This is a genomic window from Ureibacillus thermophilus (genome assembly GCF_004331915.1).
Taxonomy (GTDB): domain Bacteria; phylum Bacillota; class Bacilli; order Bacillales_A; family Planococcaceae; genus Ureibacillus; species Ureibacillus thermophilus.
This window is the reverse complement of sequence record NZ_CP036528.1, coordinates 2495558-2521742: the sequence shown is the minus strand read 5'-3', so window position 1 is coordinate 2521742 and position 26185 is coordinate 2495558. Positions and strand designations below refer to the sequence as shown.

Below are 26185 nucleotides of genomic sequence, written 5' to 3'. Positions count from 1 at the left end.
TTGAATAAAAAATATATTGAAAAAAATAGTTTATATGATAGAATAATTCTTGTCTTTGAAAAAATGTCTAGTGATGATGGCAAAGAGGATACACCCGTTCCCATACCGAACACGGAAGTTAAGCTCTTTAGCGCCGATGGTAGTTGGGGTCTTCTCCCTGCGAGAGTAGGACGTTGCTAGACTTAATCGGAGGATTAGCTCAGCTGGGAGAGCATCTGCCTTACAAGCAGAGGGTCGGCGGTTCGATCCCGTCATCCTCCATTAATAAAAAATATGCCGGCGTAGCTCAATTGGTAGAGCAACTGACTTGTAATCAGTAGGTTGAGGGTTCGATTCCTTTCGCCGGCACCATTACGAGCCATTAGCTCAGTGGTAGAGCATCTGACTTTTAATCAGAGGGTCGAAGGTTCGAGTCCTTCATGGCTCACCATTTATTTTGCGGGTGTGGCGGAACTGGCAGACGCACTAGACTTAGGATCTAGCGCCTTACGGCGTGGGGGTTCGACTCCCTTCACCCGCACCATATTTAATCATGCGGAAGTAGTTCAGTGGTAGAACACCACCTTGCCAAGGTGGGGGTCGCGGGTTCGAACCCCGTCTTCCGCTCCAACTGCCGGGGTGGCGGAATTGGCATGCGGAAGTAGTTCAGTGGTAGAACACCACCTTGCCAAGGTGGGGGTCGCGGGTTCGAACCCCGTCTTCCGCTCCAACTGCCGGGGTGGCGGAATTGGCAGACGCACAGGACTTAAAATCCTGCGGTAGGTGACTACCGTACCGGTTCGACTCCGGTCCTCGGCACCAAACAATGTAAAAGCGCCAGTAGCTCAATTGGATAGAGCGTCTGACTACGGATCAGAAGGTTGTGGGTTCGACTCCTGCCTGGCGCGCCATAAAAAAAGGACCGGGAAGTAGCTCAGCTTGGTAGAGCACTTGGTTTGGGACCAAGGGGTCGCAGGTTCGAATCCTGTCTTCCCGACCAGAGACACGGGGCATTAGCTCAGCTGGGAGAGCGCCTGCTTTGCACGCAGGAGGTCAGCGGTTCGATCCCGCTATGCTCCACCATAACTTAAAATGATTTGGCGGTGTAGCTCAGCTGGCTAGAGCGTACGGTTCATACCCGTGAGGTCGGGGGTTCGATCCCCTCCACCGCCATCCCAAGGACCTTTAGCTCAGTTGGTTAGAGCAGACGGCTCATAACCGTCCGGTCGCAGGTTCGAGTCCTGCAAGGTCCACCAAAGGTTAAAAGAATAGAAATATGGAGGAATACCCAAGTCTGGCTGAAGGGGTCGGTCTTGAAAACCGAGAGGCGGGTCAAACCGCGCGGGGGTTCGAATCCCTCTTCCTCCACCATTTAAAATCATCGCGGGGTAGAGCAGTCTGGTAGCTCGTCGGGCTCATAACCCGGAGGTCGCAGGTTCAAATCCTGCCCCCGCAACCAAACGGTTCCGTAGTGTAGTGGTTAACATGCCTGCCTGTCACGCAGGAGATCGCGGGTTCGAGTCCCGTCGGAACCGCCATAAAGTGGTTCAGTAGCTCAGTCGGTAGAGCAAAGGACTGAAAATCCTTGTGTCGGCGGTTCGATTCCGTCCTGAACCACCATTAATTGCGGGTGTAGTTTAATGGTAAAACCTCAGCCTTCCAAGCTGATGTCGTGGGTTCGATTCCCATCACCCGCTCCAGAATGGGCCTATAGCTCAGCTGGTTAGAGCGCACGCCTGATAAGCGTGAGGTCGATGGTTCAAGTCCATTTAGGCCCACCATAAAATTCCGAAGTAGCTCAGTGGTAGAGCAATCGGCTGTTAACCGATTGGTCGTAGGTTCGAATCCTACCTTCGGAGCCATACGGAGAAGTACTCAAGAGGCTGAAGAGGCGCCCCTGCTAAGGGTGTAGGTCGGGGTAACCCGGCGCGAGGGTTCAAATCCCTCCTTCTCCGCCATTATGTATAATGGCCCCTTGGTCAAGTGGTTAAGACACCGCCCTTTCACGGCGGTAACACGGGTTCGAATCCCGTAGGGGTCATAGTAAGCCCGAAATATGTGAGATAAATAAAAAAATGCGCACCCTCTGGTACGCACGATGAATAGCCCTTCAATCCCAAGTTTTTTCGGATTGAGGGCTATTTTGCCATTGCACATGATTCACGAATTGTTTTCGACCATGGCAAATAGCGATCTAATATTTCTGGCTGTTGATGGATTGGTAAACTTGGGAGTTCCGACAATACTTTCACTAAGTATTGATAAAAATCAATTCCATTCGCTTTTGCCGTTTCAGCCAAGCTTAAACAGATGGCATTTGCATCGGCTCCCGATTCACTCACGGAAAACAGCCAGTTTTTTCGTCCAATGACATTCGGCCGAATCGCATTTTCAGCTGGGTTGTTGTCCATTTCAATGCGTCCATCATACAGAAAAGCTTTTAAACCTTCGGCGTGCTTCAATGTATATTCCGCAGCTTTGGCAAGGGCATTCTTCCCATAGAAAGGAGATTCGTCAATCCATTTGAAAAATGCCTCAACGATAGGTTTGGACTCTTTTTGTCTAGCTTTTCTCCGTTCGCTCGGCCGAAGTTTCTTAAATTTCCGTTCTAGGCGGTAAAGTCGATCACAATAATCGACACCAATCCGTCCATTTTTACTTTCGGCTTTTAACCAGTATCGACGAACATGAGCCCAGCAGTTGGCAAAATGAATATTTGGCACATCATGGTATGCAGAATATCCATCGCAGATAATCGTCCCTTTAAAGCCTTTCATAAAGTCAGTCAAAATTTCCCGACTTCGGGATAAAGCACTATGGAACAGAACAATTGCTGGACCTTGAGATCCTACGCTACGGAACACCCAGTTGTAAGCTTTAGATTGAGCTGGCTTTCCATCTGAGCGGTTCAATACTTGGGCATAGGTTTCATCGACATGAAGAATTGATTTTTTCATGAGGGTTTCTTTCATTCGATTATATAATGGAAGAAGCCAATCTTCTGCCGTGCGAATCACCCAGTTGGATAGGTTCTTATCATTGGTTAGTAAACCATAACGATGCCATTCCTTTACCTGCCTATATAAGGGTAAATAAAGAATAAATTTATCATAGATGAGTTTTGCTAAGACCGTTGGTCCTGCGATACTTCGCAGAATGGCAGGTTGCGGTGCTTTTCCACGTTTGATTTGTGAGTCTTTATTCGAATCTTTTTTACAAGACCTGCACTCATAAGCGTGTTCAATATGCTGAACACGCTTCATGGTAGCTGGTATGAATTTTGCTTCTTCCCGCACAATAGTGCTACCAATCTCTGTCATAAGTGATTGACAACACTCGCATTGTAAGTTTTCTGGATGATGATGAATTTCTTCAATTTCTAAACCATCCATAAAAGAATCATTTCGTTTTTTCTTGTTATGTCGTTTACGAACAACTGTGTATGTCACAGTGTCCGTGCTTTTTTCTCCTGTGTGCTCAGGTTCATTAAAAAAAGGGTCGTCATCAAACAAAGAACACTGTCCATCTGGAGCTTGATACTTTGATTTTTCAGATTTTGAGCCATAAAGCCGTTTAGTTAAATAACGAACTTGTTGTGACAATAATTCAATTTGTTTCAACAATTCATCATTTTTTTGATTGGCATGAGCTAGTTGCTCTTCTAATGACTGAATTAACTTTTCGTATGAATCATTGTTCACAACATCCACCACTTTTCCGTACTGATTCTATATAGAGTTGATTATATCATGAATCGGTATTTAGAAGACACCTTTTTTCGATTTTTGGATGGCTTTAGGTTGTTGAATCGAGAGCCCTTCCAGTAACCATCTAAGCTCCTGTTGAGTCAGATTTCGAACCTCATTTTCGTTTCTGGGCCATTGGAGTTTGCCATTATCGATTCGTTTGTATAACATGGCGAAGCCATCCCCATCAAAATATAAACATTTATACCGGTCTTTCTTCCGTCCACAAAATAAGAAAATGGCGTTGCTATATGGATCCAGTTCGAAAGAATCCTGAATTAAGGTGGCAAGACCATCAATTCCTTTTCTCATATCCGTACGACCACAAATGATATAGATATTTTTACACTTAGTAAAATCATGAATCACTGCTATTCAACTCCTTGATGACCGTTTGAATGATGTGAGGTTTTACACCGGGGTAAAAGGAGATTTTAAAATTTGTTGCTTGAATAACGCATACAGGTTTGAGAGGACCACGACTCGTTGAGGGTGAAGTTGAATCAGAATCGGATTCCAAATTGACAGGGACGATATTTAATTTTTCAACTGCCAAACAAAAACACCTCCTCTGTAATCGATAACTCTATCTTACAGGGAGGTACGATCGATTGATATGCGTCGTTTGAATTCGGGCTTACTGTCAAATGGTGTTGGTGAATAAATTTGGCTCTATAATATTTGGTGTTGGTGAGTAAAAACCAGCACCAATTTTTTTGAACAAAAAAAGGAGACAGTGACAAAACTCTGGTAAAATGTAATCGCCAAAACACATTTTCCAAAGGAGTTGCGTCACATGTCTCACCATCATTCTATACGAAACCTACTCAATATAAAAGACAAAAATATCACATTTGATGAAAATTTTTGTTCTACCGAAACGATCAAAAAAGTAAAAGCGAAAGTCTTTCATGGGACGTTAACGTATCAACCAAAAGCGTGCTATGCTTGTGGCCATGTCTTCGATGATCAAATCATTAAACACGGTTTTAAAACGTCTCTCATTAAAATGCCTAGTGTTTCAGGTTTTCATACCTACTTAAAATTGCGTAAACAGCGTTATTTCTGTAAACATTGTCATTCCACGTTTACTTTAAAAACGAGCGTCGTGGCTAAAAACTGTTGTATTTCCAACAATACTAAAGTAGCGATTGCTTTAAACGCCAAAGATAAAATATCCGAAAAAGATATTGCGATGAAACATAATGTTTCTCATGCCACTGTCAGTAGAGTCATTGACAGCTTTTATAGTTACTATCAGCCGAATGTTCACTATCTTCCTAAGCACCTGTGTTTTGACGAGTTTAAATCAGTGAAATCCGCAGCTGGAGCGATGTCCTTTATTTTCTGCGACTCTGAAACGGGGGAGATTGTGGATATCGTGGAGGACCGGAGATTACATGTCCTCAAAGAGTATTTCTTACGGTATTCCAAGAAGGCGAGAGATGCGGTAAAAACGATTGTCATCGATATGTACAGCCCTTATATTTCCAAGAAGTTTTCCCTAAAGCGGAAATCATACTCGACAAATTCCATATCCTCCAACTATTTAGCAGAGCTTTAAACAAAACGCGCATCAACGTCATGAATCGGGATAAAAAGAATTACAATAAATTGAAAAAATACTGGAAGCTCCTTCTGAAAGATCAAACAAAACTTGATTATAAGATCTATACATATCATCGTTGCTTTAAAAAGCATATGTGTGAGGTGGAGATTCTCCACTATCTCATTGATTTAGATTCTGAATTAAAGGCGTCCTATGAGTTATATCAATACGTGCAACATTGCATCAAAATCAAAGACTTTGAGCTCCTAAAGAAAACATTAGAGAATAAACAAAATATTGTTTCCAGCTATATGAAAACCGCCATCAAGACAATCAACAAATACATCAATTACGTGGAGAATACGTTGAAATACGATTATAACAACGGCATTTTAGAGGGGATTAATAACAAAATCAAAGTGATTAAACGCATTTCTTTCGGTTATCGATCCTTCTATCACTTTAGAAACCGAATATTCATTACCCAAAACTTAGCGAAAATAAAAACAGCTTAGGGGAACCTCGAATTTCCCCTAAGCTATCCGAATACATATTACCAAATAATATCACTAAAATTTATTCACCAACACCATTTGACAAAGAACCCTTTTTTTTTAAAATGATATATACTATAGTGACAATATCTATTTAGGGAGTAGAAGAAATGAATGAAAGTAATAGACTTGCATTGTGATGCATTAACAAAATTAGCTCGATTTGAGAATGCCAATTTCCGCAATGATTCCAGAATTTATTCGAATTATGAAAGGCTAAAAGGCGGGAATGTAAAAGTCCAGGTATTTGCAATTTTTATTCATCCAAGCATTCCAAAAGAGCAAAAGTTTAAGGAAGTCCTGCGCCAAATTCAGGCTTTCCATAAATTTGTTTTAAGCGAGCCGGGTATGGTTCATATTAAAGATTGGAATCAAATTGATGAACTGGAAGATGGACAAATTGGTGCTGTATTGAGTTTAGAAGGATGTGATGCCATCGATGATGATATTGAAAAGTTAAAAGTCATTTTAGATGCAGGCGTAAAAATTGTCGGATTAACGTGGAATTATGAAAATAAAGTGGGTTATGGTGCATCAGAAGATTCAACAAAAGGGATTAAACCTTTTGGAAAAAAAGTGATTGAGTTATTAAACGAGCGGGATATTATCATTGATGTTGCCCATTTAAATGAAAGAGGATTTTATGATTTAATACCTCTTGCTAAAAAAGTGATTGCCAGTCATTGCAATTCTCGAACTCTCTGTGACCATCCGAGAAATTTAACGGATGAGCAGGTGAAAATGCTCGTTGAGAAGGGCGGACGCATTCATGTTGTGTTCTATCCTCCGCTCATTGAGAAGGAAAAGGAAACAACAACGATTGAAAAATTAGTGGAGCATATCAAATATTTATCCCATTTAGTAGGGGCAGAAAATGTCGGGTTTGGATCTGATTTTGATGGGATGGATCCCTTGTCCGTTCATCATTTATCGAATGCTTCGGAATTTCCAAATATCATTGACCGTTTAAGAAAAGAATTTACAAAAGAAGAAGTAAAACTGTTTTCAGAAGCTGGATTTGTAAATTACGTTAAGCAATTTGCATAAAGCTTTTATGCGATGTTGCTTCATTCATTGCCAAGAGTTTCTCTTTGGCATTTTTTTGTTTGCATGGAATGAAAGAAGCTCTCGGAGGAAAGATAAAAGTATTATTATTAGTACTAAAAAAATGATATGATAAAATAGATATTGCGTTGTTCGGAAAGGCAATCATATGAAGGAATAGAGAAGCAGGAAGAAAGATTCTGCTATTTTTATGGAAACAGAAATCGCTTTTTACGGAGGTTTTGTTCATGCAGCAAAAGTGGTTAAAAACCACTGAAGTTGAAGTGGCATCCAATAAATTATCATTTTATATCGAAACGATTGAAGTGAATCAGTTGTCTCCGTTGGCTTTTTTTGCGGCGGGAGAGAAGGATTACAAAGGAAAACGGTTTTTTTGGCAAAATCGAGAAAAAACATTGACGATTGTCGGACTTGGACAAGCAATTGTTTTTGAAAATAGAGGAAATCATCAGAGATTTGATGAAATCGAACAGAAGTGGAAAGAATTGACAAGAAATATTGTCATGGAGGAACAGGAATCTCAGCCTATTTTATTTGGGGGTTTTACCTTTGATCCGGACAATAGGGAACTGGGAGAATGGGACGAGTTTCCTCAAAGTTATTTTACAGTCGCGACTTTCCAGTTAATTAAAAAACATGAGAAAACCTATGTCAGCATTCATTTGATCACTGAGCAGCAAAATTCAGCGGCCCTATTTGATGAATTGAGGGATGAAAGGGATCGATTGATTCATGCTGCCCAAGTGAAAGAATTGAAGACATATGAGAAACCGGAAATTTGTTCTATCCATGAACGAAATAAGGACAACTATTTTCAAGCAGTTGAGAAGGTGACTAATTTAATTCGCCAAAAAGAGGCGGATAAAGTTGTCATTGCTCGTTCGTTGGAACTTGCTTTTAAAAATCAGCCATCTTCCCCTCAAGTGATTTATCAGATTATGAATGAACAGCCGGAAAGTTTTTTATTTGGTCTTGAACGGGATCATTTGTTGTTTTTTGGCGCAACCCCAGAGCGCTTAGTCAAAGTGAAAAAACAATATGCGTATTCTGCGTGTGTAGCTGGATCCATTAAAAGAGGGAAAACGGCGGAAGAGGATAAACGACTAGGGGAACAATTGTTGAATGATTCCAAAAATTTAAAGGAACATCAATATGTTGTTGAAATGATTGAAAAAACTTTTAAGAAACTTTGTGAAGAATACCGCGTTCCAAAACGGCCAAAATTATTGAAAATACGTGATATCCAACATTTATATACGCCGGTGGAAGGAAAATTATACAATGATGCAACGATATTGCAGTTAGTTAAATATTTGCATCCAACGCCGGCACTTGGTGGAGTGCCAAGAAATAAGGCACTTGAAATGATTCGCAAGTATGAAAAAATGAACCGTGGTTTATATGCAGGGCCTATTGGATGGATGGATGCCGATGGAAATGGAGAATTTGTCGTGGCCATCCGTTCTGCTGCGTTGATTGATGATAAAGCCTATCTCTATGCTGGCGGAGGAATTGTCGCTGATTCCAATCCGATGACGGAATATGAAGAAACATTGGTGAAGTTTCGTCCAATGTTAAGGGCTTTAGGAGGACAATTCAATGAGTGAATGTAAAATATTAACGGACTATGTTTACAAAATCGTTGCTTCCCTCGTGCAAAATGGGGTGGAAGATGTCGTAATAAGCCCAGGTTCACGGTCAACGCCGTTAGCCTATGCTTTTGCCTCAACGAAAGAATTGAATATTTATCGCCAGGTAGATGAACGCTCAGCGGCTTTTTTTGCGTTAGGGTTAGCGAAGGCCAAAGGGAAACCTGCCGTTTTGCTCTGCACATCAGGGACGGCTGCAGCAAACTATTTTCCTGCTATTGTGGAAGCAAAATATGCCCGCGTTCCGCTTGTGGTCATCACTGCAGATCGGCCTCATGAATTGCGGGAAGTCGGTGCCCCTCAAGCGATCAATCAGCTTGATTTATATGGCAAGCATGTAAAATGGTTTGCTGAATTTCCAATACCTGATGAATATCATCAAACATTGCCGTTTATCGAACGGCACGTGGCGCGGGCTGTGAGTATGGCAAATACTCATCCTTTTGGCCCGGTACATATCAATGTTCCATTCCGTGAACCGCTCCTTATTGATTTTATGGATGAATTGCCAAAAAGCTCGTTTATCTCAAGCTTCCCAAGCTCCATCATACCAAGCAAGGAAGCAATGAATGCGCTATCATCGATCATTCGGGAAACAAAAAAAGGGTTTATGGTTATTGGAGAACTTGCCCTTGGAACAAAACACGAATATTTATGGTCATTGATTCGAAAACTGAAATGGCCTGTTCTTGTGGAAAGTTTATCGAATATGCGGGCTAGTATCCCGGAAGATTGCATGGAATATGTGATTGCAACTTATGATGCGCTTTTAAAATGTGATGTGTTTAAACAGTATGCGGCATGTGATACGGTTATTCGTTTTGGAGCGCAGCCGATATCTAAGTTTTTAACCATTTTCTTGACAGAAACGCAGCCTCAAAACTATGTTGTCATTGATGAAGATCCACTGTTCAGAGATTCATCATCGGTTTCCACTCATTCCATCCATGCTTCAATTGGACCATGGTTGGAGGAGTTGGAAGTTCACTCTGCAATGGATGAAGGCTACTTGAACCTTTGGCAAAGGGCAGAACAAATTGCAATGAAGCATATTCAAACTTATAGCGAGCAGGATGAAGGGGCATTTGTGCAGTATTTATTAGAACATTTGCCTGAAAAAAGCGATTTATTTGTAAGCAATAGCATGCCAATCCGAGATATTGATACTTTTTTATTGCCTACGAAAAAGGATATTCAAATTTTTGCAAATCGTGGGGCAAATGGCATTGATGGGGTGATGTCAACAGCTTTTGGTTTCTCAAAAGGAAGAGAAAATCGGGAAACTTACTTGTTGATTGGAGATTTGGCGGCATTGCATGATTTGAATGCTTTTCTATTAACCCGCTATCAGCCATGCAAACTGACAGTGATTGTATTAAATAATGACGGCGGAGGCATTTTCTCTTACTTGTCCCAAGCAACCGTGAAAGAATATTACGAAGATCTTTTCGGAACACCAACGGCATTGCACTTCCAAGAGGCAGCCAATATGTATGAGATGGATTATATCAACATTAAACATTTTGATGAAAGAGAAAAGCTATTTGAAAATAGTGAACAACCATTAAGACTGATTGAAATCACAACGAACCGGGATGAAAATGTTCAAGCTCATCGTAGACTATGGCAGCAAATTCATTTGGAGTTGAAAGAATGGCTACATTAACGATTCGAGGAGTTCAAGTAAATGTAGAAATTTGGCATGAGCAAAAACAAGAAACCCTTGTTTTATTGCATGGCTTTACCGCTTCAACGAAAACATGGCAAAGAATTATTGAACTTCTGTCTGATACAGTAAAAATCGTGGCCATTGATTTATTAGGACACGGGAAAACCGAATCACCTAAAGATCCATCCCGCTATTCCATGATTGAACAAGTGAAAGACTTGGAAGAGATTTTTCAACAGTTGGATTTGCACGATTTCACATTATTAGGGTATTCTATGGGAGGGCGTGTGGCATTATCTTACGCCGTCCGCTTTCCAAAACGGATTAAACGTTTAATATTGGAAAGTTCATCACCAGGTCTTCAAACGGAGGAAGAGCAAGCTCTAAGAAGACAGTCGGATGAACGGTTGGCCGATGAAATTGAAGAAAAGGGCATTCATTGGTTTGTAGAAAAGTGGGAAAATATACCGCTTTTTGCTTCACAGAAAAGGCTGCCAAAAGAAGTGCAGCAAGCCGTCCGTGAAGAAAGGCTTTCCCAAACTGAAATGGGGCTTGCCAACAGTTTGAGAGGAATGGGTACAGGAGCTCAAGCTTCCCTATGGCGCAAGTTGATTCGCCTCAATATGCCTGTTGTTTTGATTACGGGAGAACTTGACGAAAAATTCGTTCGCATTGCTGAGGAGATGATGCTTCAATTGCCGAATGCCCAACATATTACGGTTCCGAATGTCGGCCATTCAATTCATGTGGAAAATCCAGAACAATTTGCTACAATAATTAAGGGAGTTTTATAATAATCGGGGAGGTTACTCAAATGGCTCGTGAGTGGAAAACTCTACATACTTACGAAGATATTAAGTACGAATATTACAATGGAATTGCAAAAATTACAATCAATCGTCCAGAAGTGCGCAATGCGTTTCGTCCCAAAACAGTTGAAGAAATGATTGATGCGTTCTCCCGCGCCCGCGATGATTCCAAAATCGGTGTCATTATTTTAACAGGTGAAGGAGATAAAGCTTTCTGTTCTGGTGGCGACCAAAAAGTGCGCGGCCATGGCGGTTATGTAGGAGAAGACAATATCCCTCGCTTAAACGTGTTGGATTTGCAACGTTTAATTCGCGTCATTCCAAAACCAGTCATTGCAATGGTAGCTGGTTACTCCATCGGCGGCGGCAACGTACTGCAAGTAGTATGCGACTTGACAATTGCTGCAGACAATGCGATTTTTGGACAAACAGGTCCAAAAGTTGGTTCCTTTGATGGTGGATATGGCGCCGGTTATTTAGCGCGCATCGTTGGACATAAAAAAGCGCGTGAAATCTGGTACTTATGCCGCCAATACAACGCACAGGAAGCTTTGGAAATGGGATTAGTCAATAAAGTGGTGCCTTTAGAGCAGCTTGAAGATGAAACGGTAAAATGGTGTGAAGAAATCCTTGAAAAATCTCCAACAGCTATACGTTTCTTAAAAGCAGCATTTAATGCAGATTCAGATGGTCTTGCTGGTCTTCAACAATTTGCTGGGGACGCAACGCTTTTATACTATACAACAGATGAAGCGAAAGAAGGCCGAGATGCGTTTAAAGAAAAACGCAAACCAAACTTTGGCCAATTCCCAAGATTCCCTTGATGCAGAACGGTTTGCATTATTTATGATAGGCTGTCATGAAAGTTTTTGCTTTCAAGGCAGCCTATTTCATTTTTTTTATAGGCATTAAATCCATTATTTTAGTAAAATGAAGGGGAGAAATGGAGGCGTATTCATGTACCCTAATTGGATTTTACAACGGGCGTATTTGACACCCAATCGAGTCGGACTCACTTTTGAAGGGAAACAATGGACCTTTGAAGAAATAAAAGAAATATCAGTACAGCGTGCCGGACAGCTGGCTGCTTTAGGTATAGATAGAGGAAGCAGAGTGGCGATTTTAGGGGAGAATGATGCCGATACTATTTTTGTGATGTATGCTTGCATGCATTTGCAATGTGAGATGGTAATTTTAAACCGGAAATTGACGAAAAGCGAATTGGCTTATCAAATTGAAGATGCGCAAGTAACAACGGTTTTAGTTCATGATCAAGATATGCCTTTACTTCCTGAAAATGTGGACTTCCGGCTGTTTTCAGAAATTGAAAACAGCGATTGGCATTCCATTGAAATTCGCAAAGAATGGCAAGCAGAGCAGACCATTTCCATTATGTATACAAGCGGTACAACGGGATTTCCAAAAGGGGTGCGGCAGACGGTGGAGAACCATCAATCAAACGCCCTATCTTCCGTGTTGAATATTGGACTGTCAGAAAAGGATGTTTGGCTTTGCGCCGTTCCCCTTTTCCACATTAGCGGCTTTTCCATTTTAGTCCGTTCGCTGTTGTACGGAAATGAAGTAAAGCTTTACCGCAAATTTGACAGCGAACTAATTGCACAAGATATTATTTCCGGCAGAGTGACTCATATTTCCCTTGTGGCGGTGATGCTTGAACGAATTTTGCATGTGCTTGAAGAACGGGAAGCGAAGGCATCCCCAGCATTTAAACTTGTGCTTGCAGGAGGGGGCTCTTTTCCAATCGATTATTTAAAGCGGGCAGGAGAACGGGGAATGAAGGTATTGCAAACGTACGGGATGACGGAAACTTCCTCTCAAACCGCCACTTTGCCTGCAGAAGATGCCTTCCGCAAAATCGGTTCAGCTGGAAAGCCATTATTTTTCAATCAGATTAAAATTTTGGGGGCAAAAGAGCCTTTTGAAGAAGGGGAAATTTGCATCCGCGGCCCACATGTAACACCGGGATATATCGGACGTTTTGAAAATAACCCTTCGACGGAAGATGGCTGGCTGCACACGGGAGATATCGGCTATTTAGATGATGAAGGCTATTTATATGTAGTGGATCGCCGCTCTGATTTAATTATTTCTGGTGGAGAGAATATTTATCCTGCAGAGGTGGAAAATGTGCTGATGGGCCATCCTGCCATTAAAGAAGCTGGAGTTTGCGGAATGGAGGATGACACATGGGGACAAGTGCCGGTTGCCTTTGTAGTGTTGAAAAAAGATGCGGCAATAGAGGAAATCCTCGAATATTGCAAAGGGCATTTGGCGAAATATAAAGTGCCAAAAAATGTGTACGTCGTTGATGCATTGCCGAGAAATGCTTCCAATAAATTAATGCGAAGAAAACTGAAAGAATTACTATCGTAAGAAAGAGGTTGGGACAAATCTAAAAAAAACATCATTTTCTCCAAGGAGAAAATGATGTTTTTTTGATACGTTATTAAAATTGATTTCCGTTCCGGGGACGCTTTCCGCGGGCACGGCTAGACTCTCCTCTGAGTCATTCCTTCGCTCCTCGTGGTCTCGAGAGGGCTCGTCGCAGGGAAGCTTTGAATTTACTTCCTTGAGCTTGCTCCGCTTTGCGACTAAGCGTGCGAGACAGAAATTTGCCCCGTCACTTCAATCAATTTTTCGTTAGTTCAATTTTTTATCAAAACTCTTTCAACGGCCCCTTTCATTTTTTGTTTATGTCCCAGCCTCTTTAGTTTTGTCCCAGTTTATTTCTATTTTCATGAATTCAACGCTTTTTCTAATGTTTGAATATTTTTTTCCATTAAAGTAAAGTAATCTTCTTTATTTTGGATGTCTTCCTCTGTCAATACGCTCAAGTTGTGGAGCATTAAAGATTCAGCGCCGATTTCTTTTTGAATCACGCTCGTTAATTTCGAAGAGACATTTTGTTCAAATAGGATGTATTTGATATCAAATTTTTTCGCTAGGTCGACGATTTCTGCAAGCTCTTTTTGAGATGGTTCGCTTTGGGAATTCAACCCGGCAATTGGCACTTGAGTAAGTCCATAATGGCCGGCAATATAGCCAAAGGAAGCATGGGATACAAAGAATGTTTTCTTTGAAGCATTGTTAGCAAGCTCTTGGAACTGTTGGTCTAATTCATCAAGCCGCTTAGTTATCTCTTCGTAGTTTTGATTGAAAGTTTCTTCTTGTTCAGGCAGCAATTTTACAAGCTCGTTTTTTATTGTGAATGCTAAATCTTTTGAAATCATTGGAGAAAGCCAAAGATGAGGGTCGACATCTCCATGATGATGTTCATGCTCCTGCTCTTCTCCTGCTTCTTCATGGGAATGTCCAGTGGAAGTGTGCAATTTTTCTTCATCGACTTGTTCTGCCACTGCCACAAATTTTACATGTTCATTTTCAAGGGATTTTTTTGCATTATCCACAAATCCTTCGAGCCCTAAACCGATATAGAAAAATAAATCTGCATCGGCTAAAGCAATCATATCCTTTTGAGTAGGTTCAAAAGTATGTTCATTTGCGCCGGGCGGATATATAGATGAAACATCGACAAATTCTCCGCCGATTTGTTTGGCAAAATATTCGAGTGGATATACTGTTGTATAAATTTTAATTTGGTTATTTGCTTCTTTCGTTGGCTCATCATTAGAGCAGGCTGCTAATAGCATCATCACAGCTGCTAACATAAAGACAATAAATTTTTTCATTTTCATACTCCTTTTATAAATAGTAATGATTACGATTTATAAATTTCACGGAAATAATATTACCATGAATTTGGGTAAAAAGACAATAAGAAAAACCTTCGAAATTTATTTTTTTTTCGAAGGCCATTTGTCAGGGACAGGATCTATGCCGCCTGGATGAAAAGGATGGCATTTTAAAATGCGGATCGTTGTTAAAATCAAGCCTTTTATGGCGCCATGTTTTTCAAAGGCTTGAAGTCCATATTGAGAACAAGTTGGATAAAATCGGCAAGTGGGCGGCGTCAAAGGAGAAATAAATTTTCGATAAAATCGAATCAGCCAAATAAACAGGTGTTTCATTTTTTTACTTGCTCATTCCCTATATTCATGTTTTTTTCTTGTTTCGTATCAACGGTTTGTTTGAAAGCGCCTTTTCTTTTGAAATGAATAAAAAGAGCAATCGCTCCAATCATAAAGATGAGATAAATAATTCCCACTACGACAAGTATTCCACTGTCCAACATAATCACCTCTAACAACACTATCATAAATGAACATTTAGAATAATTCCAATGAAAAAACCTATACTACTTGTTGAGAGCTTTTTGAAATTTCAAGAAGTTGTTATGGTTTCAGCCTGCCACAACCAGTATAATAAAAATAAGCAATGAAAAATATGTAAATGAGGTGACAATATGGAAAACGATAAACTTATTCAGCAGTTAAATGAGCTTGTTTCTACTTATTCAGTGCTATACACAAAACTTCACAACTACCATTGGTATGTAACGGGTCCAAGCTTTTTTACTTTGCATGAAAAATTTGAAGAATTATACAATGAAATTACAACCAATTTAGATGAAGTGGCAGAGCGGATTTTAACAAAAGGCGGAAAACCTGTTGCCACAATGAAAGAGCATTTGGAATTATCTCGCGTTAAAGAAGCTGCAGGTTCAGAAAGCGCTGAAGAAATGGTTCAAACAATTATCGACGATTTCAAAGCCACAATGAAGTTGATTAAGGAAGCGATGGAAGAGGCAGCAAATCAAGGGGACGACCGCACGGAAGATATGTTAAATGCTACTTTCCAAAGTTTAGAAAAACATACATGGATGCTATCAGCCTTCTTAGGAAAATAAATTTGAACGGCGATCCTCAAGAGTTCTTTCGTAGAACTTTTGAGGTTTTTTAATTTCATCGTATAGTAGCGGCTTTTTACTCCATAATGAAAGTAAAAGGAGGGTGATTTCTATCGAAAAGACAACGCTTTATGTGAGTGTTTTCAACCAATCATACAACTATATTCCAACGGGGGAGCCTTGCGAATTTAGAATTGAATTGGAGCCGGAAAAAGCTTTTATTTTTCAAAAGCTGTTTAACCAGCTGAACTCATTGGAGTTTGATAATTTTGTGAGGGCTCACTTGCCTTATCTGCAATATCATTTAGACGATGAAAATGATGAAATTGATACGCGGTTGAAAAAAATTTATGCTTTAATCCATGAGTTTGGCGATGAAAAAGTGAAAGAATTCGTAGAACAATTGCCCTACTTCCGCAATTGAATAATCCGCATCCCTTCGCTACACTATAGGTATGTATAGGAGTTGAAGGGATGTTTACATTTTACGATTTAAACAACAATAAAGTGGAATTAAGTTTTGGCGGTCCTCCCTTTCCAATGGAGCCAAAGCATGTTTTAGTGCTTGTTCAAAAGGACGGAAAATGGCTTTGTGCCCTCAATGAAAAGCGAGGGGTGGAGTTTCCAGGAGGCAAGGTAGAACCTGGGGAAACGCTCGAGGAAGCAGCAAAACGGGAAGTATATGAAGAAACCTTTGTACATATAAAGGATTTAAAATTGTTTGCCCACTATATGGTATATGCACGTAAACCTTTTTGCAAAGTTGTGTATTTAGCAAAAGTGGAGAAAATCGATTCGTTTTTGGGGCAATATGAAACAACTGGACGTCTGTTTTTAACGATGGACGAAGCAGTGAATCATCCTTGCGCCAGTTTTTATATGAAGGATGAAGGAATGAAAATAATGATGCAGGAAGTGAAGAAATTTGAAAGAAAATGGCAGCATTGAATCAATTCGAAAATATCCTTCCCCTAATCCTCAAGTGGAACTTTTAGAAATTATCTATTGGTCGAATGGTTTGCGAGTAAAAGGATTGCTTGCAAAGCCCATTAAAGAAGGGCATTATGAAGGGCTTTTATATTTGCGGGGAGGATTGCAGTCGGTCGGTATGGTAAGACCTGCCCGGATTGCTCAATTTGCCTTAAATGGCTTCGTTGTTTTTGCCCCATATTACCGTGGGAACCGCGGCGGAGAAGGCCGGGATGAATTTGGGGGAGATGACCGCTTGGATGCCCTTTATGGAATTGAAATTGTAAAAACTTTTGCGAAAGTGGATAAAGTTCATCTTTTTGGATTTTCCCGAGGCGGCATGATGGCATTATGGACGGCCATTTTAAGCAAAAGTATTCGCTCCGTTGTCACTTGGTCGGGCGTATCCAATCTCACTGAACTATATTATGAAAGGGTCGACTTAAGGAGGACATTAAAGCGGCTTATTGGCGGCTCGCCTAATAAATATCCTGAAATTTATGAAGAGCGTTCCCCTATATATGAAGTGGAACGCATTCAAGCGCCGGTTCTTATTATTCATGGAACGGAAGACCAAAATGTAAGCATAGAACAATCCAAAAGATTAGAAAAGGCGTTGAAAGAGGCGGGAAAAGAAGTGGAAACATGGTATATGTCGGGGCTTGCCCATCATTTTCCGCCAAATCTTAATCGAGAAACGGTGCAATCTATTTGCAAGTGGATGAAAGATAAGGGAAGTGAAAAAAGTTTTTGACTTTCAGAAGCTCTTTTCAATCTTTTTAAGAGATAAAAAAAGGGGGTGTCCACTTTTCAGACGCCCCCTTTTTTATTAAAGATTAAACCAATGGTCCACCTTTTTTCAAAATTTCTTCTGAAACATTATCGAACTTTTTGAAGTTTTCTTTGAAAAGATTTGCCAAATAACGGGCTTTTTCATCGTATGCTTCTTTATCTTCCCAAGCATCGCGTGGATCTAGCACTTCACTAGGCACTCCGTCAATTTTTGTTGGGATGTGTAATCCGAAAAATGCATCTTGTTTTGTTTCCACATCGTTTAATTTGCCTTCAATAGCAGCGCGTACCATTGCACGAGTGTAAGAAAGTTTCATACGGCTTCCAACACCGTATTCGCCGCCAGTCCAACCAGTGTTCACCAAGAATACTTGCACATCATGCTTGTCGATTTTCTCGCCTAGCATTTCAGCATATCTTGTTGCTGGAAGCGGAAGGAAAGGCGAACCAAAGCACGTTGAGAATACAGGTTCTGGTGAAGTAACACCGCGTTCTGTACCCGCTAATTTAGAAGTAAATCCGCTTAAGAAATGGTACATTGCTTGTTCTTTCGTCAATTTGCTGATTGGAGGAAGCACTCCAAAAGCATCTGCAGTTAAGAAGATTATTGTTTTTGGATGACCAGCTATCGATGGTATTGCAATATTATCAATAAAATGAATTGGATAAGCAGCTCGCGTATTTTCAGTTAACGTATTGTCATCATAATCAGGAACGCGCGTATCTGGGTTGATTACAACGTTTTCCAATACAGTTCCAAATCGAATGGCATTGTAAATTTCTGGTTCTTTTTCAGCAGATAAATTAATAGTTTTTGCATAGCATCCGCCTTCGATGTTGAATACACCGTTGTCTGACCAACCGTGTTCATCATCACCAATCAATTTACGGTCGCTGTCTGCAGAAAGAGTTGTTTTACCAGTACCGGATAAACCGAAGAATAATGCTACATCGCCATCTTCGCCAACATTAGCAGAGCAGTGCATAGAAAGAATTCCTTTTTCAGGCAATAGATAGTTCATAATGCTGAAGATGGATTTTTTCATTTCGCCAGCATATTCTGTACCGCCGATTAGAATGATTTTCTTTTCAAAAGAAATGATGATAAATGCTTCTGAGTTTGTTCCATCAACAGATGGGTCAGCTTTAAAACCAGGAGCAGATACAATTGTAAATTCAGCTTGATGAGAAGCTAATTCTTCTTTTGTTGGACGGATGAATAATTGATGGCAGAATAGATTATGCCAAGCGTATTCATTGACAACCTGAATTGACAATTGCGATTCTTTATCAGCTCCGGCAAAGCCTTTAAATACGAATAGCTCATCTTTTTCTTTTAAGTAATTCAAAACTTTCAAATACAAGTTATCAAATACTTCAGAAGAAATCGGGCGGTTCACATTACCCCAATCGATTTTATCTTTTATGCTTTCTTCTTCCACAATAAATTTATCTTTTGGGGAACGGCCTGTATATTTCCCAGTCTCAGCAACAATTGCGCCGTCTACAGTGAGTCTTGCTTCACCGCGAATCACTGCTTTTTCAATTAATTGAGGCACAGACAATTGGTTGCTTATGTTCTTACCTTTTAATAATTCCTTCAGTTCATTTGCAACTTCTACTGAATTCATCGATTAAATACCATCCTTTTTTTATTTTTAGGGAAATTAGCTTTAATTTATATATAATACAAAAATTAGTATAACACATTAGATGGAATAATCTATACTAATTCGAAAATTTATTTATGAAATTTTTTGACATCTCTTGCCTATTATTGCAAGAAAATGGAAGAAATATGCACTATAAGTGAATAAAGAAAAAATATTTGACATAATAGTATAGATTACGTAACATGTTGGATGAACGGATACTCTTATCCAGAGCTGGTGGAGGGTTAAGGCCCTATGAAACCCGGCAACCTGCATTATCTATATAATAATGCGTGGTGCTAACCTGATGCAAGGGATTACCTTGAACGATAAGAGTGAAAGGTAGAGATTTTAGTTCCTTTCCTCATGACAGATGTGGATAGGAACTTTTTTTATTCGAATTTTAAAATGAAATGATTCAAGCTAAAATAGATTAGCAAGTTTACCTTTCATTATCCTCGTAATGTTCCTTACGGGCGAAAGTCAAAAAAGGATCATGGATAATGAGTACCGTATCATAAGAGTTTTGTCTCAACAATTTAGGAGGAAAATGAATGTCAAATCGTCGACTATTTACATCAGAAAGCGTAACAGAAGGGCATCCGGATAAAGTTTGCGACCAAATTTCAGATGCCATATTAGATGCCATACTCGCAGAAGATCCAAATGCAAGGGTTGCTTGCGAAGCGATTGCGACGACAGGATTGGTTCTTGTAACGGGAGAAATTACAACAACAACATATGTAGATATCCAAACCATCGTTCGTGATACTGTCGCAGAAATTGGCTATACGCGAGGCAAATATGGCTTCGATGCGGAAAACTTGGCGGTGCTCACAGCGATTGGTGAACAATCCCCTGATATTGCGGAAGGGGTGGACCGAGCATTAGAAGCCCGAGAAGGATTGATGACAGATGAGGAAATAGAGGCAATTGGCGCTGGGGACCAAGGGCTAATCTTTGGATTTGCGTGCAATGAAACGCCTGAACTCATGCCGCTGCCTATTAGTTTGGCCCATCAATTGGCTAGAAGATTAACGGAAGTCCGCAAATCAAAAGAAATTCCTTATTTGCGTCCAGACGGAAAAACGCAAGTAACGGTTGAATATGATGAAAACAACGTTCCTCGCCGCATTGATACGATTGTCATCTCTACACAACATGATGAAGGCGTCAGTCAAGAACAAATTAAAGAAGATATTATGGAAAAAGTTATTAAAGCCATTATTCCTTCTGAATTATTAGATGGAGATACAAAATACTTCATCAATCCAACTGGCCGCTTCGTCATCGGTGGACCAAAAGGAGATGCAGGATTAACAGGCCGCAAAATTATTGTTGATACTTACGGAGGCTATGCCCGCCACGGAGGAGGAGCATTTTCTGGAAAAGACCCAACAAAAGTGGACCGCTCTGCTGCCTATGCCGCTCGTTATGTAGCGAAAAATATCGTTGCTTCAGGGCTTGCTGACCGTGTGGAAGTTCAAATTGCTTATGCCATTGGCGTTGCCCGTCCAGTGTCTATTTCCATCGACACTTTTGGAACAGGCAAAGTGAGCGAAAGCCAGCTTGTTGAATGGGTGGAAGAGCTATTTGATTTGCGTCCTGCCGGAATCATCAAAATGCTTGATTTGCGTAGACCAATTTATAAACAAACAGCTGCTTATGGTCATTTTGGCCGCACAGACATCGATTTGCCATGGGAAAGAACGGACGTGGCAGAAAAATTGCGTCAAAAAGCGGGGCTATAAAATAAATAAGAAGAGGCTAGGACAAAAGATAAAAAACACCATTTTCTCACGGGAGAAAATGGTGTTTTTTTGATAATTGAAGAAAATTGATTTCCGTTCCGGGGACGCTTTCCGCATGCCCGGCTAGACTCTCCTCTGAGTCATTCCTTCGCTCCTTCAGGGTCTCGAGAGGGCTCGTCGCAGGAAAGCTTTGAAATTACTTCCTTGAACTTGCTCCCCTTTGCGACTAAGCGTGCGAGACAGGAATTCGCCCCGCCACTCCAATCAATTTTTTACAAAAAATCTTTTTGCAGTTCATTCACTTTATTCGTTATGTCCCAGCCTCTTTTATTATTTTTTCAAAGATTGATAGTATTTTCCTTTTTGAACATATTCGTTGATAATGCGGTCCATATCTTTCCGTTCCGCTTCCGTCACATTCCGGACGACTTTTGCAGGATTTCCCATTGCTACGGAATGAGGCGGAATTTTTTTGCCGGGAGGGACTAAGCTTCCAGCGGCAACAAGGGCTCCTTCCCCAATTTCTGCACCATCTAAAATAATCGCACCCATACCGATTAAAGCCCGTTTGCGAATAATGCAGCTATGTAAAGTCACTTGATGACCAACAATAACTTCATCTTCAATAATGAGAGGGTTATTTGGACTTTGATGCAGGCAGCTTAAATCTTGAATGCTGCAGCGTTTTCCAATGATTGTTGGTGCAACGTCTCCACGGATGACCGTGCCAAACCAGACGGTCGTATCTTCGCCGATTGTCACATCTCCAGTTATGGTTACATGGTCTGCAATAAATACAGATGGATGAATGTTTGGTTCTTTATCGTGGTAAGGATAAATCATCGCAAAGCTCCCCATTTCTAATGTATTATTTATGTATATTTATCCTAACAAATCAGAAAATCTTTGAAAATACACTACAGCATCTATAGAAGTTTTGCTAGATATAGGAGGAACACTATGTGGAAGTGGGAAACCGATGAACAGCCAAAAGCTGTTGTAGTCATCGTCCATAGCGCTTTTGAACATCATCGTTGGTATGCATGGTTAATAGAAAAATTAAGAATAGAAGGCTTTCATGTGGTCATGGGGGATTTGCCAGGCCATGAAAAAGGCTCGAGATATACAAGAGTACATGATGAACTAATTGAAGAATATTTGCTTTTCATCAAACAATTAATGCTAAGCGCTCTTCAGTACCATTTGCCAGTATTTGTGATTGGACATGGTTTAGGGGGAACTTTGGCAATACAATTTTTGCGAAAAACAAAATTAGAATGTGCGGGGCTCATATTAACATCCCCTTGGTTTCAATTGCAGAAACATTCCAATTTGCTTGCAAGCGCTTTAGCCAGTATGAATTTGGCATCCAATAAAAGAATATCATTAGATTTTAATCTACGAATGCTGTCTCGGAGTCCAGAAGGGCTTAAAGAGATGGAGGATGATGTGCCTTATCATTCCAATGTTACGGTTCGTTGGTATCGTGATATTCATCAACTCATGAAAAATTTAAGCATCCAGCAGGACAGGACATTGACATTGCCGATTTTGCTCATTACTTCCAATCAAGATAAAATAGCAGATTCGGATGCGGCGAGAAAATGGTTGCTATTGCAAAAAACAAATGAATTTCAATATAAAGATTGGCCATATAGCTATCATAATATTTTCCACGATGTAGAGCGGGAAGAAGTTTTTTTGTATATGAGAGATTTTATCAATAATGTGCTTCGATCAATTGGTTATATTGTTTGAACTATTGGATTTTTCTTAATTCTTATAAAATATTTCAAAAAAGATATCAGAAATATTGATTGATATTATTAATTTTTGTAATATTGATATATTATTTCAAATAATATTAAAATAATTATTCAATGAAAAAGGGGTGTGGGTATGTTCGAGAATGTTCTAAACTGGATTTATGATATCCTTTGGGGTCCAATTATGATTTACGGGATTTTGCTTGTCGGACTTGTATTTTCCATTATGACCCGATTTGTGCAAATTCGAAAAATTAAAGAAATGTTCATTTTAATGTTCAAAGGGCAAAAATCAGAAGCCGGAATTTCTTCCTTCCAGGCATTAACAGTGGCACTTTCAGGACGCGTCGGTACCGGGAATATTATCGGTACAGCAAGCGCTATTGCCTTCGGTGGTCCAGGTGCTGTGTTTTGGATGTGGTTAATTGCTTTTATTGGAGCATCTACAGCTTATGTGGAATCTACTTTAGCTCAAATTTATAAAACAAAGAAAGCTGGAATTTACCGTGGTGGACCGGCGTATTATATCGAAAAGGGGACTGGGCAGCGCTGGTTCGGTATCGTCTTTGCGATTGCGGCAATTTTAGCGATGGCTATTTTGATGCCAGGGGTTCAATCCAATGCCATTGCTAGTGCGATGGATAATGCCTTTAATATTCAACCTTGGATTACTGGTTTAATTACAATTATTTTGCTTGCCTTCATTATTATCGGTGGGGTAAAACGAATCGCCAATGCGGCTCAAATTATTGTTCCATTTATGGCGCTTGCATATTTGTTGGTAGCGTTGATCGTGATTATCATCAATATTACAGAAGTTCCTGCTGTGTTCGGATTAATTTTCCGAAGCGCATTTAATCTGGACGCAACATTTGGCGGTATGCTTGGTGCCGCTATTAGCTGGGGAGTAAAACGAGGCATTTATTCCAACGAAGCTGGGCAAGGAACAGGACCGCATGCAGCAGCGGCGGCGGAAGTTTCCCATCCAACAAAACAAGGGTTAGTTCAAGCGGCTTCAATCTATATTGACACATTGCTTGTATGTTCCGCAACGGCTCTCATGATTTTGTTTATGGGAACTTATAATACAAATGTGAATAATGCAGATGGCGAATTGATTGTTGAGCATGTGCCTGGCCACAATTATACAGAATTTACGCAGCTTGCAGTAACGAATGCATTCCCAGGTTTAAATAATTTCGGTTCAACTTTTGTTGCCCTTGCTTTGTTCTTCTTTGCCTTTACAACATTAATGGCCTACTATTATATTGCAGAGACAAATGTTGCTTATCTTTTCTCAGGAAAAACAGAAGGCATTGTCACTTGGATTTTAAAATTTGCCCTGCTTGCGTCAGCTTTCTACGGTGCTGTCAGAACATCCGATTTGGCATGGCTCTTAGGGGATATTGGACTTGGCTTGATGGTATGGACGAATGTTATTGGAATCATCATATTAGCCAAACCAGCATTCATTGCCTTAAAAGACTATGAGGAACAAAGAAGAGCAGGGAAAGATCCGGTATTTGACCCTATTAAATTAGGAATAAAAAATGCAGATTTCTGGGTGGAACGCAATAAACAAAATCATCAATAATAAAAAACTGCCGGCATTTTTAGTCCGGCAGTTTTTTCATTTTCTCCAAAGCAATAAGAAAGGGCGGGTTGTTTTGTTGATTAATAAATTCATAGCGGAGGACGTGGACACATTTTTGAGGAAGCTTGCTCACAAACTCAATAACTGCATCCCTTTCCTCTTTTCCTCCTTCATGCCCAGGGTAAATGACTAAAACGATGATTCCGCCAATTTTTAATTTTGAAAGCAGCTGTTTGATGGCAGAAATCGTTGTTTCTCCTTTTGTGATAATGCTGTGGTCTCCTCCAGGTAAGTAGCCTAAATTAAAAACTGCTCCCGCCACTTCATCTTCTACATATTTAGAAAGATGTTCATGGCCATCTAAAATGACGCGGGCCCTGTTTTCCAGCCCATGCTCTTTTAAACGTTCAATAGTTGCATCGACCGCTTGCTGTTGGATGTCAAAGGCATAAACGAAGCCAGATTCTCCCACAAGTTGAGCGAGAAATAAAGTGTCATGGCCATTGCCTGCGGTGGCATCAACGGCAACATCCCCTTCCTGAATGCAAGAGGACAACAATGTTTTCGCATAAGGAAGCACTCGTTCAAGCATTATTGATTCACTTCCGCTTTATAATATTTTCCTTGCCAAGAATTTCTTCTCTCCAATTCCGCATCAATGCCGTTCAGCACTTCCCATTTGTTGACGCTCCACATCGGACCGATCATCAATTCAATTGGGCCGTCCCCGGTAATGCGATGAACTACCATATTCGGCGGAAGAATCTCTAATTGGTCCGCCACCAGTTGAATATATTCATCCTGCTCAAGGAAGCGCAGCATACCTTTTTCATATTGCTTAACCATCGGCGTCCCTTTTAATAAATGCAATAGATGGATTTTAATGCCTTGCACATCCAATTTTGCTACTTCTCTAGCTGTTTCCATCATCATATCGTAATCTTCAAGCGGCAATCCGTTAATGATATGCGTGCAAACGCGGATGTTATGTTTGCGGAGCTTCTCAACTCCTTCTACATATGTTTGATAGTCATGGGCTCTGTTGATTAAGTTGGCTGTTCTTTCATGAACCGTTTGCAGGCCAAGCTCTACCCATAAAAAAGTTCGTTCATTTAATTCTGCCAAATATTCGACCACATCATCAGGCAGGCAATCGGGCCGTGTTGCGATGCTAAGGCCGATGACCCCTTCACAATTTAAGGCAGCTTCAAATTTTTCTTTAATGACAGGAAGGGGGGCATGAGTGTTGGTAAAGGCTTGGAAATACGCAATCGTTTTGCCGTCTTTCCATTTGTTTTGCATTTTCGCTTTGATTTTTTCGAATTGGACAGGAATCGGGTCAACCCGATTGCCGGCGAAATCTCCGCTGCCGGCTGCGCTGCAAAAAGTGCATCCCCCAAAGGCTACAGTGCCGTCCCGATTTGGACAATCAAATCCTGCATCTAACGCAACTTTATATACCTTTTCTCCAAATAGGTCCCGCAAATAACGATTCCATGTATAATAACGTTTTCCATCTGATGGAAATGGAAATTGCTGTTCTGTCAATGATTTCACTCCTTACTGGTATTCACGTTCTAAATGTGGAAAGTTCTTGCGTGAAATACCATTACACATTATATCATTGAAAATACTTGATGTAATCTGATTCATCTACAAGAAAAGAAAGTGCATAAAATTTTCAAATTAACAAGTACAAAACTAGCCATAAAGAAAAAATTGGTCTAGAATATTTATTAGTAAATTTTGTTATAAACAATGAGCCTTGTATATTTTTTGTATTTCCTTTAAAATATGTATATTGAATATACGT

General features: G+C 40.3%; 23 protein-coding genes, 21 tRNA genes, 1 rRNA gene, 1 pseudogene, 1 riboswitch and 1 other annotated feature (1 of these 48 only partly in view). Of the genes and pseudogenes, 36 read left to right on the top strand and 10 right to left on the bottom strand.

What is annotated here, in order from left to right:
* The first annotated feature begins 66 nt into the window (after window positions 1-66).
* The 22 genes from rrf (at window position 67) to DKZ56_RS12460 (ending at window position 2020) form a co-directional block, all read left to right on the top strand.
* Window positions 67-182: ribosomal RNA gene (gene rrf / locus DKZ56_RS12565) — 5S ribosomal RNA — on the top strand.
* Window positions 183-188: 6 nt separating this feature from the next.
* Window positions 189-261 (top strand) — tRNA-Val (locus DKZ56_RS12560).
* Window positions 262-275: 14 nt separating this feature from the next.
* Window positions 276-351: transfer RNA gene (locus DKZ56_RS12555), tRNA-Thr, on the top strand.
* 4 nt (window positions 352-355) lie between these two features.
* Window positions 356-430: transfer RNA gene (locus DKZ56_RS12550), tRNA-Lys, on the top strand.
* A gap of 8 nt (window positions 431-438) precedes the next feature.
* A tRNA-Leu gene (locus DKZ56_RS12545) sits at window positions 439-523 on the top strand.
* 11 nt (window positions 524-534) lie between these two features.
* Window positions 535-609: transfer RNA gene (locus DKZ56_RS12540), tRNA-Gly, on the top strand.
* 25 nt (window positions 610-634) lie between these two features.
* Window positions 635-709 (top strand) — tRNA-Gly (locus DKZ56_RS12535).
* A gap of 3 nt (window positions 710-712) precedes the next feature.
* Window positions 713-801 (top strand) — tRNA-Leu (locus DKZ56_RS12530).
* A 12-nt stretch (window positions 802-813) separates the two neighbouring features.
* A tRNA-Arg gene (locus DKZ56_RS12525) sits at window positions 814-890 on the top strand.
* A 12-nt stretch (window positions 891-902) separates the two neighbouring features.
* A tRNA-Pro gene (locus DKZ56_RS12520) sits at window positions 903-979 on the top strand.
* Between the two features lie 7 nt (window positions 980-986).
* Window positions 987-1062: transfer RNA gene (locus DKZ56_RS12515), tRNA-Ala, on the top strand.
* Window positions 1063-1078: 16 nt separating this feature from the next.
* Window positions 1079-1152, top strand: a tRNA-Met gene (locus DKZ56_RS12510).
* A 6-nt stretch (window positions 1153-1158) separates the two neighbouring features.
* A tRNA-Ile gene (locus tag DKZ56_RS12505) sits at window positions 1159-1235 on the top strand.
* 22 nt (window positions 1236-1257) lie between these two features.
* Window positions 1258-1350 (top strand) — tRNA-Ser (locus DKZ56_RS12500).
* 11 nt (window positions 1351-1361) lie between these two features.
* A tRNA-Met gene (locus tag DKZ56_RS12495) sits at window positions 1362-1438 on the top strand.
* Between the two features lie 3 nt (window positions 1439-1441).
* Window positions 1442-1517, top strand: a tRNA-Asp gene (locus DKZ56_RS12490).
* A gap of 6 nt (window positions 1518-1523) precedes the next feature.
* Window positions 1524-1599: transfer RNA gene (locus DKZ56_RS12485), tRNA-Phe, on the top strand.
* 6 nt (window positions 1600-1605) lie between these two features.
* Window positions 1606-1679, top strand: a tRNA-Gly gene (locus DKZ56_RS12480).
* A gap of 4 nt (window positions 1680-1683) precedes the next feature.
* Window positions 1684-1760 (top strand) — tRNA-Ile (locus tag DKZ56_RS12475).
* 6 nt (window positions 1761-1766) lie between these two features.
* Window positions 1767-1841: transfer RNA gene (locus tag DKZ56_RS12470), tRNA-Asn, on the top strand.
* 3 nt (window positions 1842-1844) lie between these two features.
* Window positions 1845-1937, top strand: a tRNA-Ser gene (locus DKZ56_RS12465).
* Between the two features lie 11 nt (window positions 1938-1948).
* Window positions 1949-2020, top strand: a tRNA-Glu gene (locus DKZ56_RS12460).
* Between the two features lie 97 nt (window positions 2021-2117).
* Here the strand turns inward: DKZ56_RS12460 and tnpC are convergent.
* Genes tnpC through DKZ56_RS12445 form a run of 3 tightly spaced genes read right to left on the bottom strand, consistent with a single transcriptional unit; the run spans window position 2118 to window position 4281 of the window.
* Window positions 2118-3692 (bottom strand): IS66 family transposase, encoded by a 1575-nt coding sequence (gene tnpC, locus DKZ56_RS12455; RefSeq protein WP_208650290.1) that lies wholly within the window; start codon window positions 3690-3692, stop codon window positions 2118-2120.
* A 48-nt stretch (window positions 3693-3740) separates the two neighbouring features.
* A complete protein-coding gene (gene tnpB, locus DKZ56_RS12450; protein ID WP_222837117.1) occupies window positions 3741-4094 on the bottom strand; it encodes an IS66 family insertion sequence element accessory protein TnpB in 354 nt (117 codons plus the stop codon).
* Window positions 4084-4281, bottom strand: a complete 198-nt coding sequence (locus tag DKZ56_RS12445) for a hypothetical protein (RefSeq protein ID WP_096550383.1) — start codon at window positions 4279-4281, stop codon at window positions 4084-4086. The genes tnpB and DKZ56_RS12445 overlap by 11 nt, the downstream gene beginning before the upstream one ends.
* Window positions 4282-4521: 240 nt before the next feature.
* Here DKZ56_RS12445 and DKZ56_RS15595 point away from each other — a divergent pair.
* The 7 genes and pseudogenes from DKZ56_RS15595 (at window position 4522) to DKZ56_RS12410 (ending at window position 13414) form a co-directional block, all read left to right on the top strand.
* Window positions 4522-5789, top strand: a pseudogene (locus DKZ56_RS15595) (ISL3 family transposase).
* A gap of 153 nt (window positions 5790-5942) precedes the next feature.
* On the top strand, window positions 5943-6875 hold the full coding sequence (locus DKZ56_RS12435) for a dipeptidase (protein WP_208650289.1): 933 nt from the start codon (window positions 5943-5945) through the stop codon (window positions 6873-6875).
* 245 nt (window positions 6876-7120) lie between these two features.
* Window positions 7121-8500, top strand: a complete 1380-nt coding sequence (locus tag DKZ56_RS12430; RefSeq protein WP_208650288.1) for an isochorismate synthase — start codon at window positions 7121-7123, stop codon at window positions 8498-8500.
* Window positions 8493-10208 carry a 2-succinyl-5-enolpyruvyl-6-hydroxy-3-cyclohexene-1-carboxylic-acid synthase gene (gene menD, locus DKZ56_RS12425; RefSeq protein ID WP_208650287.1) on the top strand — a complete coding sequence of 572 codons (1716 nt, stop codon included), beginning with the start codon at window positions 8493-8495 and terminating at the stop codon, window positions 10206-10208. Before DKZ56_RS12430 ends, menD begins: the two co-directional genes overlap by 8 nt.
* Window positions 10196-11005 (top strand): 2-succinyl-6-hydroxy-2,4-cyclohexadiene-1-carboxylate synthase, encoded by an 810-nt coding sequence (gene menH / locus DKZ56_RS12420; protein WP_208650286.1) that lies wholly within the window; start codon window positions 10196-10198, stop codon window positions 11003-11005. Before menD ends, menH begins: the two co-directional genes overlap by 13 nt.
* A 20-nt stretch (window positions 11006-11025) precedes the next feature.
* Window positions 11026-11844, top strand: a complete 819-nt coding sequence (gene menB, locus DKZ56_RS12415; protein ID WP_208650285.1) for a 1,4-dihydroxy-2-naphthoyl-CoA synthase — start codon at window positions 11026-11028, stop codon at window positions 11842-11844.
* A 133-nt stretch (window positions 11845-11977) separates the two neighbouring features.
* Window positions 11978-13414, top strand: a complete 1437-nt coding sequence (locus DKZ56_RS12410) for an o-succinylbenzoate--CoA ligase (RefSeq protein ID WP_208650284.1) — start codon at window positions 11978-11980, stop codon at window positions 13412-13414.
* A 362-nt stretch (window positions 13415-13776) separates the two neighbouring features.
* Here DKZ56_RS12410 and DKZ56_RS12405 read toward each other — a convergent pair whose 3' ends face one another.
* The 3 genes from DKZ56_RS12405 to DKZ56_RS12395 all read right to left on the bottom strand — a co-directional run bounded on the left by DKZ56_RS12405 (window position 13777) and on the right by DKZ56_RS12395 (window position 15230).
* Window positions 13777-14730 carry a metal ABC transporter solute-binding protein, Zn/Mn family gene (locus tag DKZ56_RS12405; protein ID WP_208650283.1) on the bottom strand — a complete coding sequence of 318 codons (954 nt, stop codon included), beginning with the start codon at window positions 14728-14730 and terminating at the stop codon, window positions 13777-13779.
* 105 nt (window positions 14731-14835) lie between these two features.
* Entirely contained in the window at window positions 14836-15069 is a 234-nt protein-coding gene (yidD, locus tag DKZ56_RS12400) for a membrane protein insertion efficiency factor YidD (protein WP_208650282.1), read from the bottom strand.
* Window positions 15066-15230 (bottom strand): hypothetical protein, encoded by a 165-nt coding sequence (locus DKZ56_RS12395; RefSeq protein ID WP_222837114.1) that lies wholly within the window; start codon window positions 15228-15230, stop codon window positions 15066-15068. The genes yidD and DKZ56_RS12395 overlap by 4 nt, the downstream gene beginning before the upstream one ends.
* Window positions 15231-15404: 174 nt before the next feature.
* On the opposite strand from DKZ56_RS12395, the gene DKZ56_RS12390 reads away from it, so the two are divergent.
* From DKZ56_RS12390 to DKZ56_RS12375, 4 genes are all read left to right on the top strand, one after another.
* Complete coding sequence (locus tag DKZ56_RS12390; RefSeq protein ID WP_208650280.1) at window positions 15405-15848, top strand: Dps family protein; 444 nt, start codon at window positions 15405-15407, stop codon at window positions 15846-15848.
* A 103-nt stretch (window positions 15849-15951) separates the two neighbouring features.
* Window positions 15952-16272 (top strand): transposase, encoded by a 321-nt coding sequence (locus DKZ56_RS12385; protein WP_208650279.1) that lies wholly within the window; start codon window positions 15952-15954, stop codon window positions 16270-16272.
* Between the two features lie 50 nt (window positions 16273-16322).
* Complete coding sequence (locus tag DKZ56_RS12380) at window positions 16323-16796, top strand: NUDIX domain-containing protein (RefSeq protein ID WP_208650278.1); 474 nt, start codon at window positions 16323-16325, stop codon at window positions 16794-16796.
* Window positions 16774-17571, top strand: coding sequence for an alpha/beta hydrolase family protein (locus tag DKZ56_RS12375; protein WP_208650277.1), 798 nt, complete (start codon window positions 16774-16776; stop codon window positions 17569-17571). Before DKZ56_RS12380 ends, DKZ56_RS12375 begins: the two co-directional genes overlap by 23 nt.
* A gap of 82 nt (window positions 17572-17653) precedes the next feature.
* On the opposite strand, the gene pckA is transcribed toward DKZ56_RS12375, so the two are convergent.
* Window positions 17654-19240, bottom strand: a complete 1587-nt coding sequence (gene pckA, locus DKZ56_RS12370; protein ID WP_208650276.1) for a phosphoenolpyruvate carboxykinase (ATP) — start codon at window positions 19238-19240, stop codon at window positions 17654-17656.
* Between the two features lie 242 nt (window positions 19241-19482).
* Window positions 19483-19597, top strand: a riboswitch (SAM riboswitch).
* Window positions 19598-19815: 218 nt separating this feature from the next.
* Between pckA and metK the strand changes: the two genes are divergently transcribed.
* A complete protein-coding gene (gene metK, locus DKZ56_RS12365; protein ID WP_208650275.1) occupies window positions 19816-21012 on the top strand; it encodes a methionine adenosyltransferase in 1197 nt (398 codons plus the stop codon).
* A 330-nt stretch (window positions 21013-21342) separates the two neighbouring features.
* Here the strand turns inward: metK and DKZ56_RS12360 are convergent, their stop codons facing one another.
* Complete coding sequence (locus DKZ56_RS12360) at window positions 21343-21855, bottom strand: gamma carbonic anhydrase (protein WP_208650274.1); 513 nt, start codon at window positions 21853-21855, stop codon at window positions 21343-21345.
* Window positions 21856-21972: 117 nt separating this feature from the next.
* Here DKZ56_RS12360 and DKZ56_RS12355 point away from each other — a divergent pair, with 117 nt between their 5' ends.
* Both DKZ56_RS12355 and DKZ56_RS12350 read left to right on the top strand, forming a co-directional pair.
* Window positions 21973-22770 carry an alpha/beta hydrolase gene (locus DKZ56_RS12355; protein ID WP_208650273.1) on the top strand — a complete coding sequence of 266 codons (798 nt, stop codon included), beginning with the start codon at window positions 21973-21975 and terminating at the stop codon, window positions 22768-22770.
* A 141-nt stretch (window positions 22771-22911) separates the two neighbouring features.
* The gene (locus DKZ56_RS12350; protein ID WP_208650272.1) at window positions 22912-24372 is read left to right on the top strand and encodes an alanine/glycine:cation symporter family protein; all 1461 of its coding nucleotides are present in this window, start codon (window positions 22912-22914) and stop codon (window positions 24370-24372) included.
* Window positions 24373-24391: 19 nt separating this feature from the next.
* On the opposite strand, the gene mnmM is transcribed toward DKZ56_RS12350, so the two are convergent.
* Together mnmM and mnmL are read right to left on the bottom strand one after the other, a co-directional pair.
* Window positions 24392-24967 (bottom strand): tRNA 5-(aminomethyl)-2-thiouridylate-methyltransferase MnmM, encoded by a 576-nt coding sequence (gene mnmM, locus DKZ56_RS12345; protein ID WP_208652254.1) that lies wholly within the window; start codon window positions 24965-24967, stop codon window positions 24392-24394.
* Window positions 24964-25920 carry a tRNA modification radical SAM protein MnmL/YtqA gene (gene mnmL, locus DKZ56_RS12340; protein ID WP_208650271.1) on the bottom strand — a complete coding sequence of 319 codons (957 nt, stop codon included), beginning with the start codon at window positions 25918-25920 and terminating at the stop codon, window positions 24964-24966. Before mnmL ends, mnmM begins: the two co-directional genes overlap by 4 nt.
* 262 nt (window positions 25921-26182) lie before the next feature.
* Window positions 26183-26185 (top strand) — a binding site (T-box leader) (it continues 212 nt past the right edge of the window).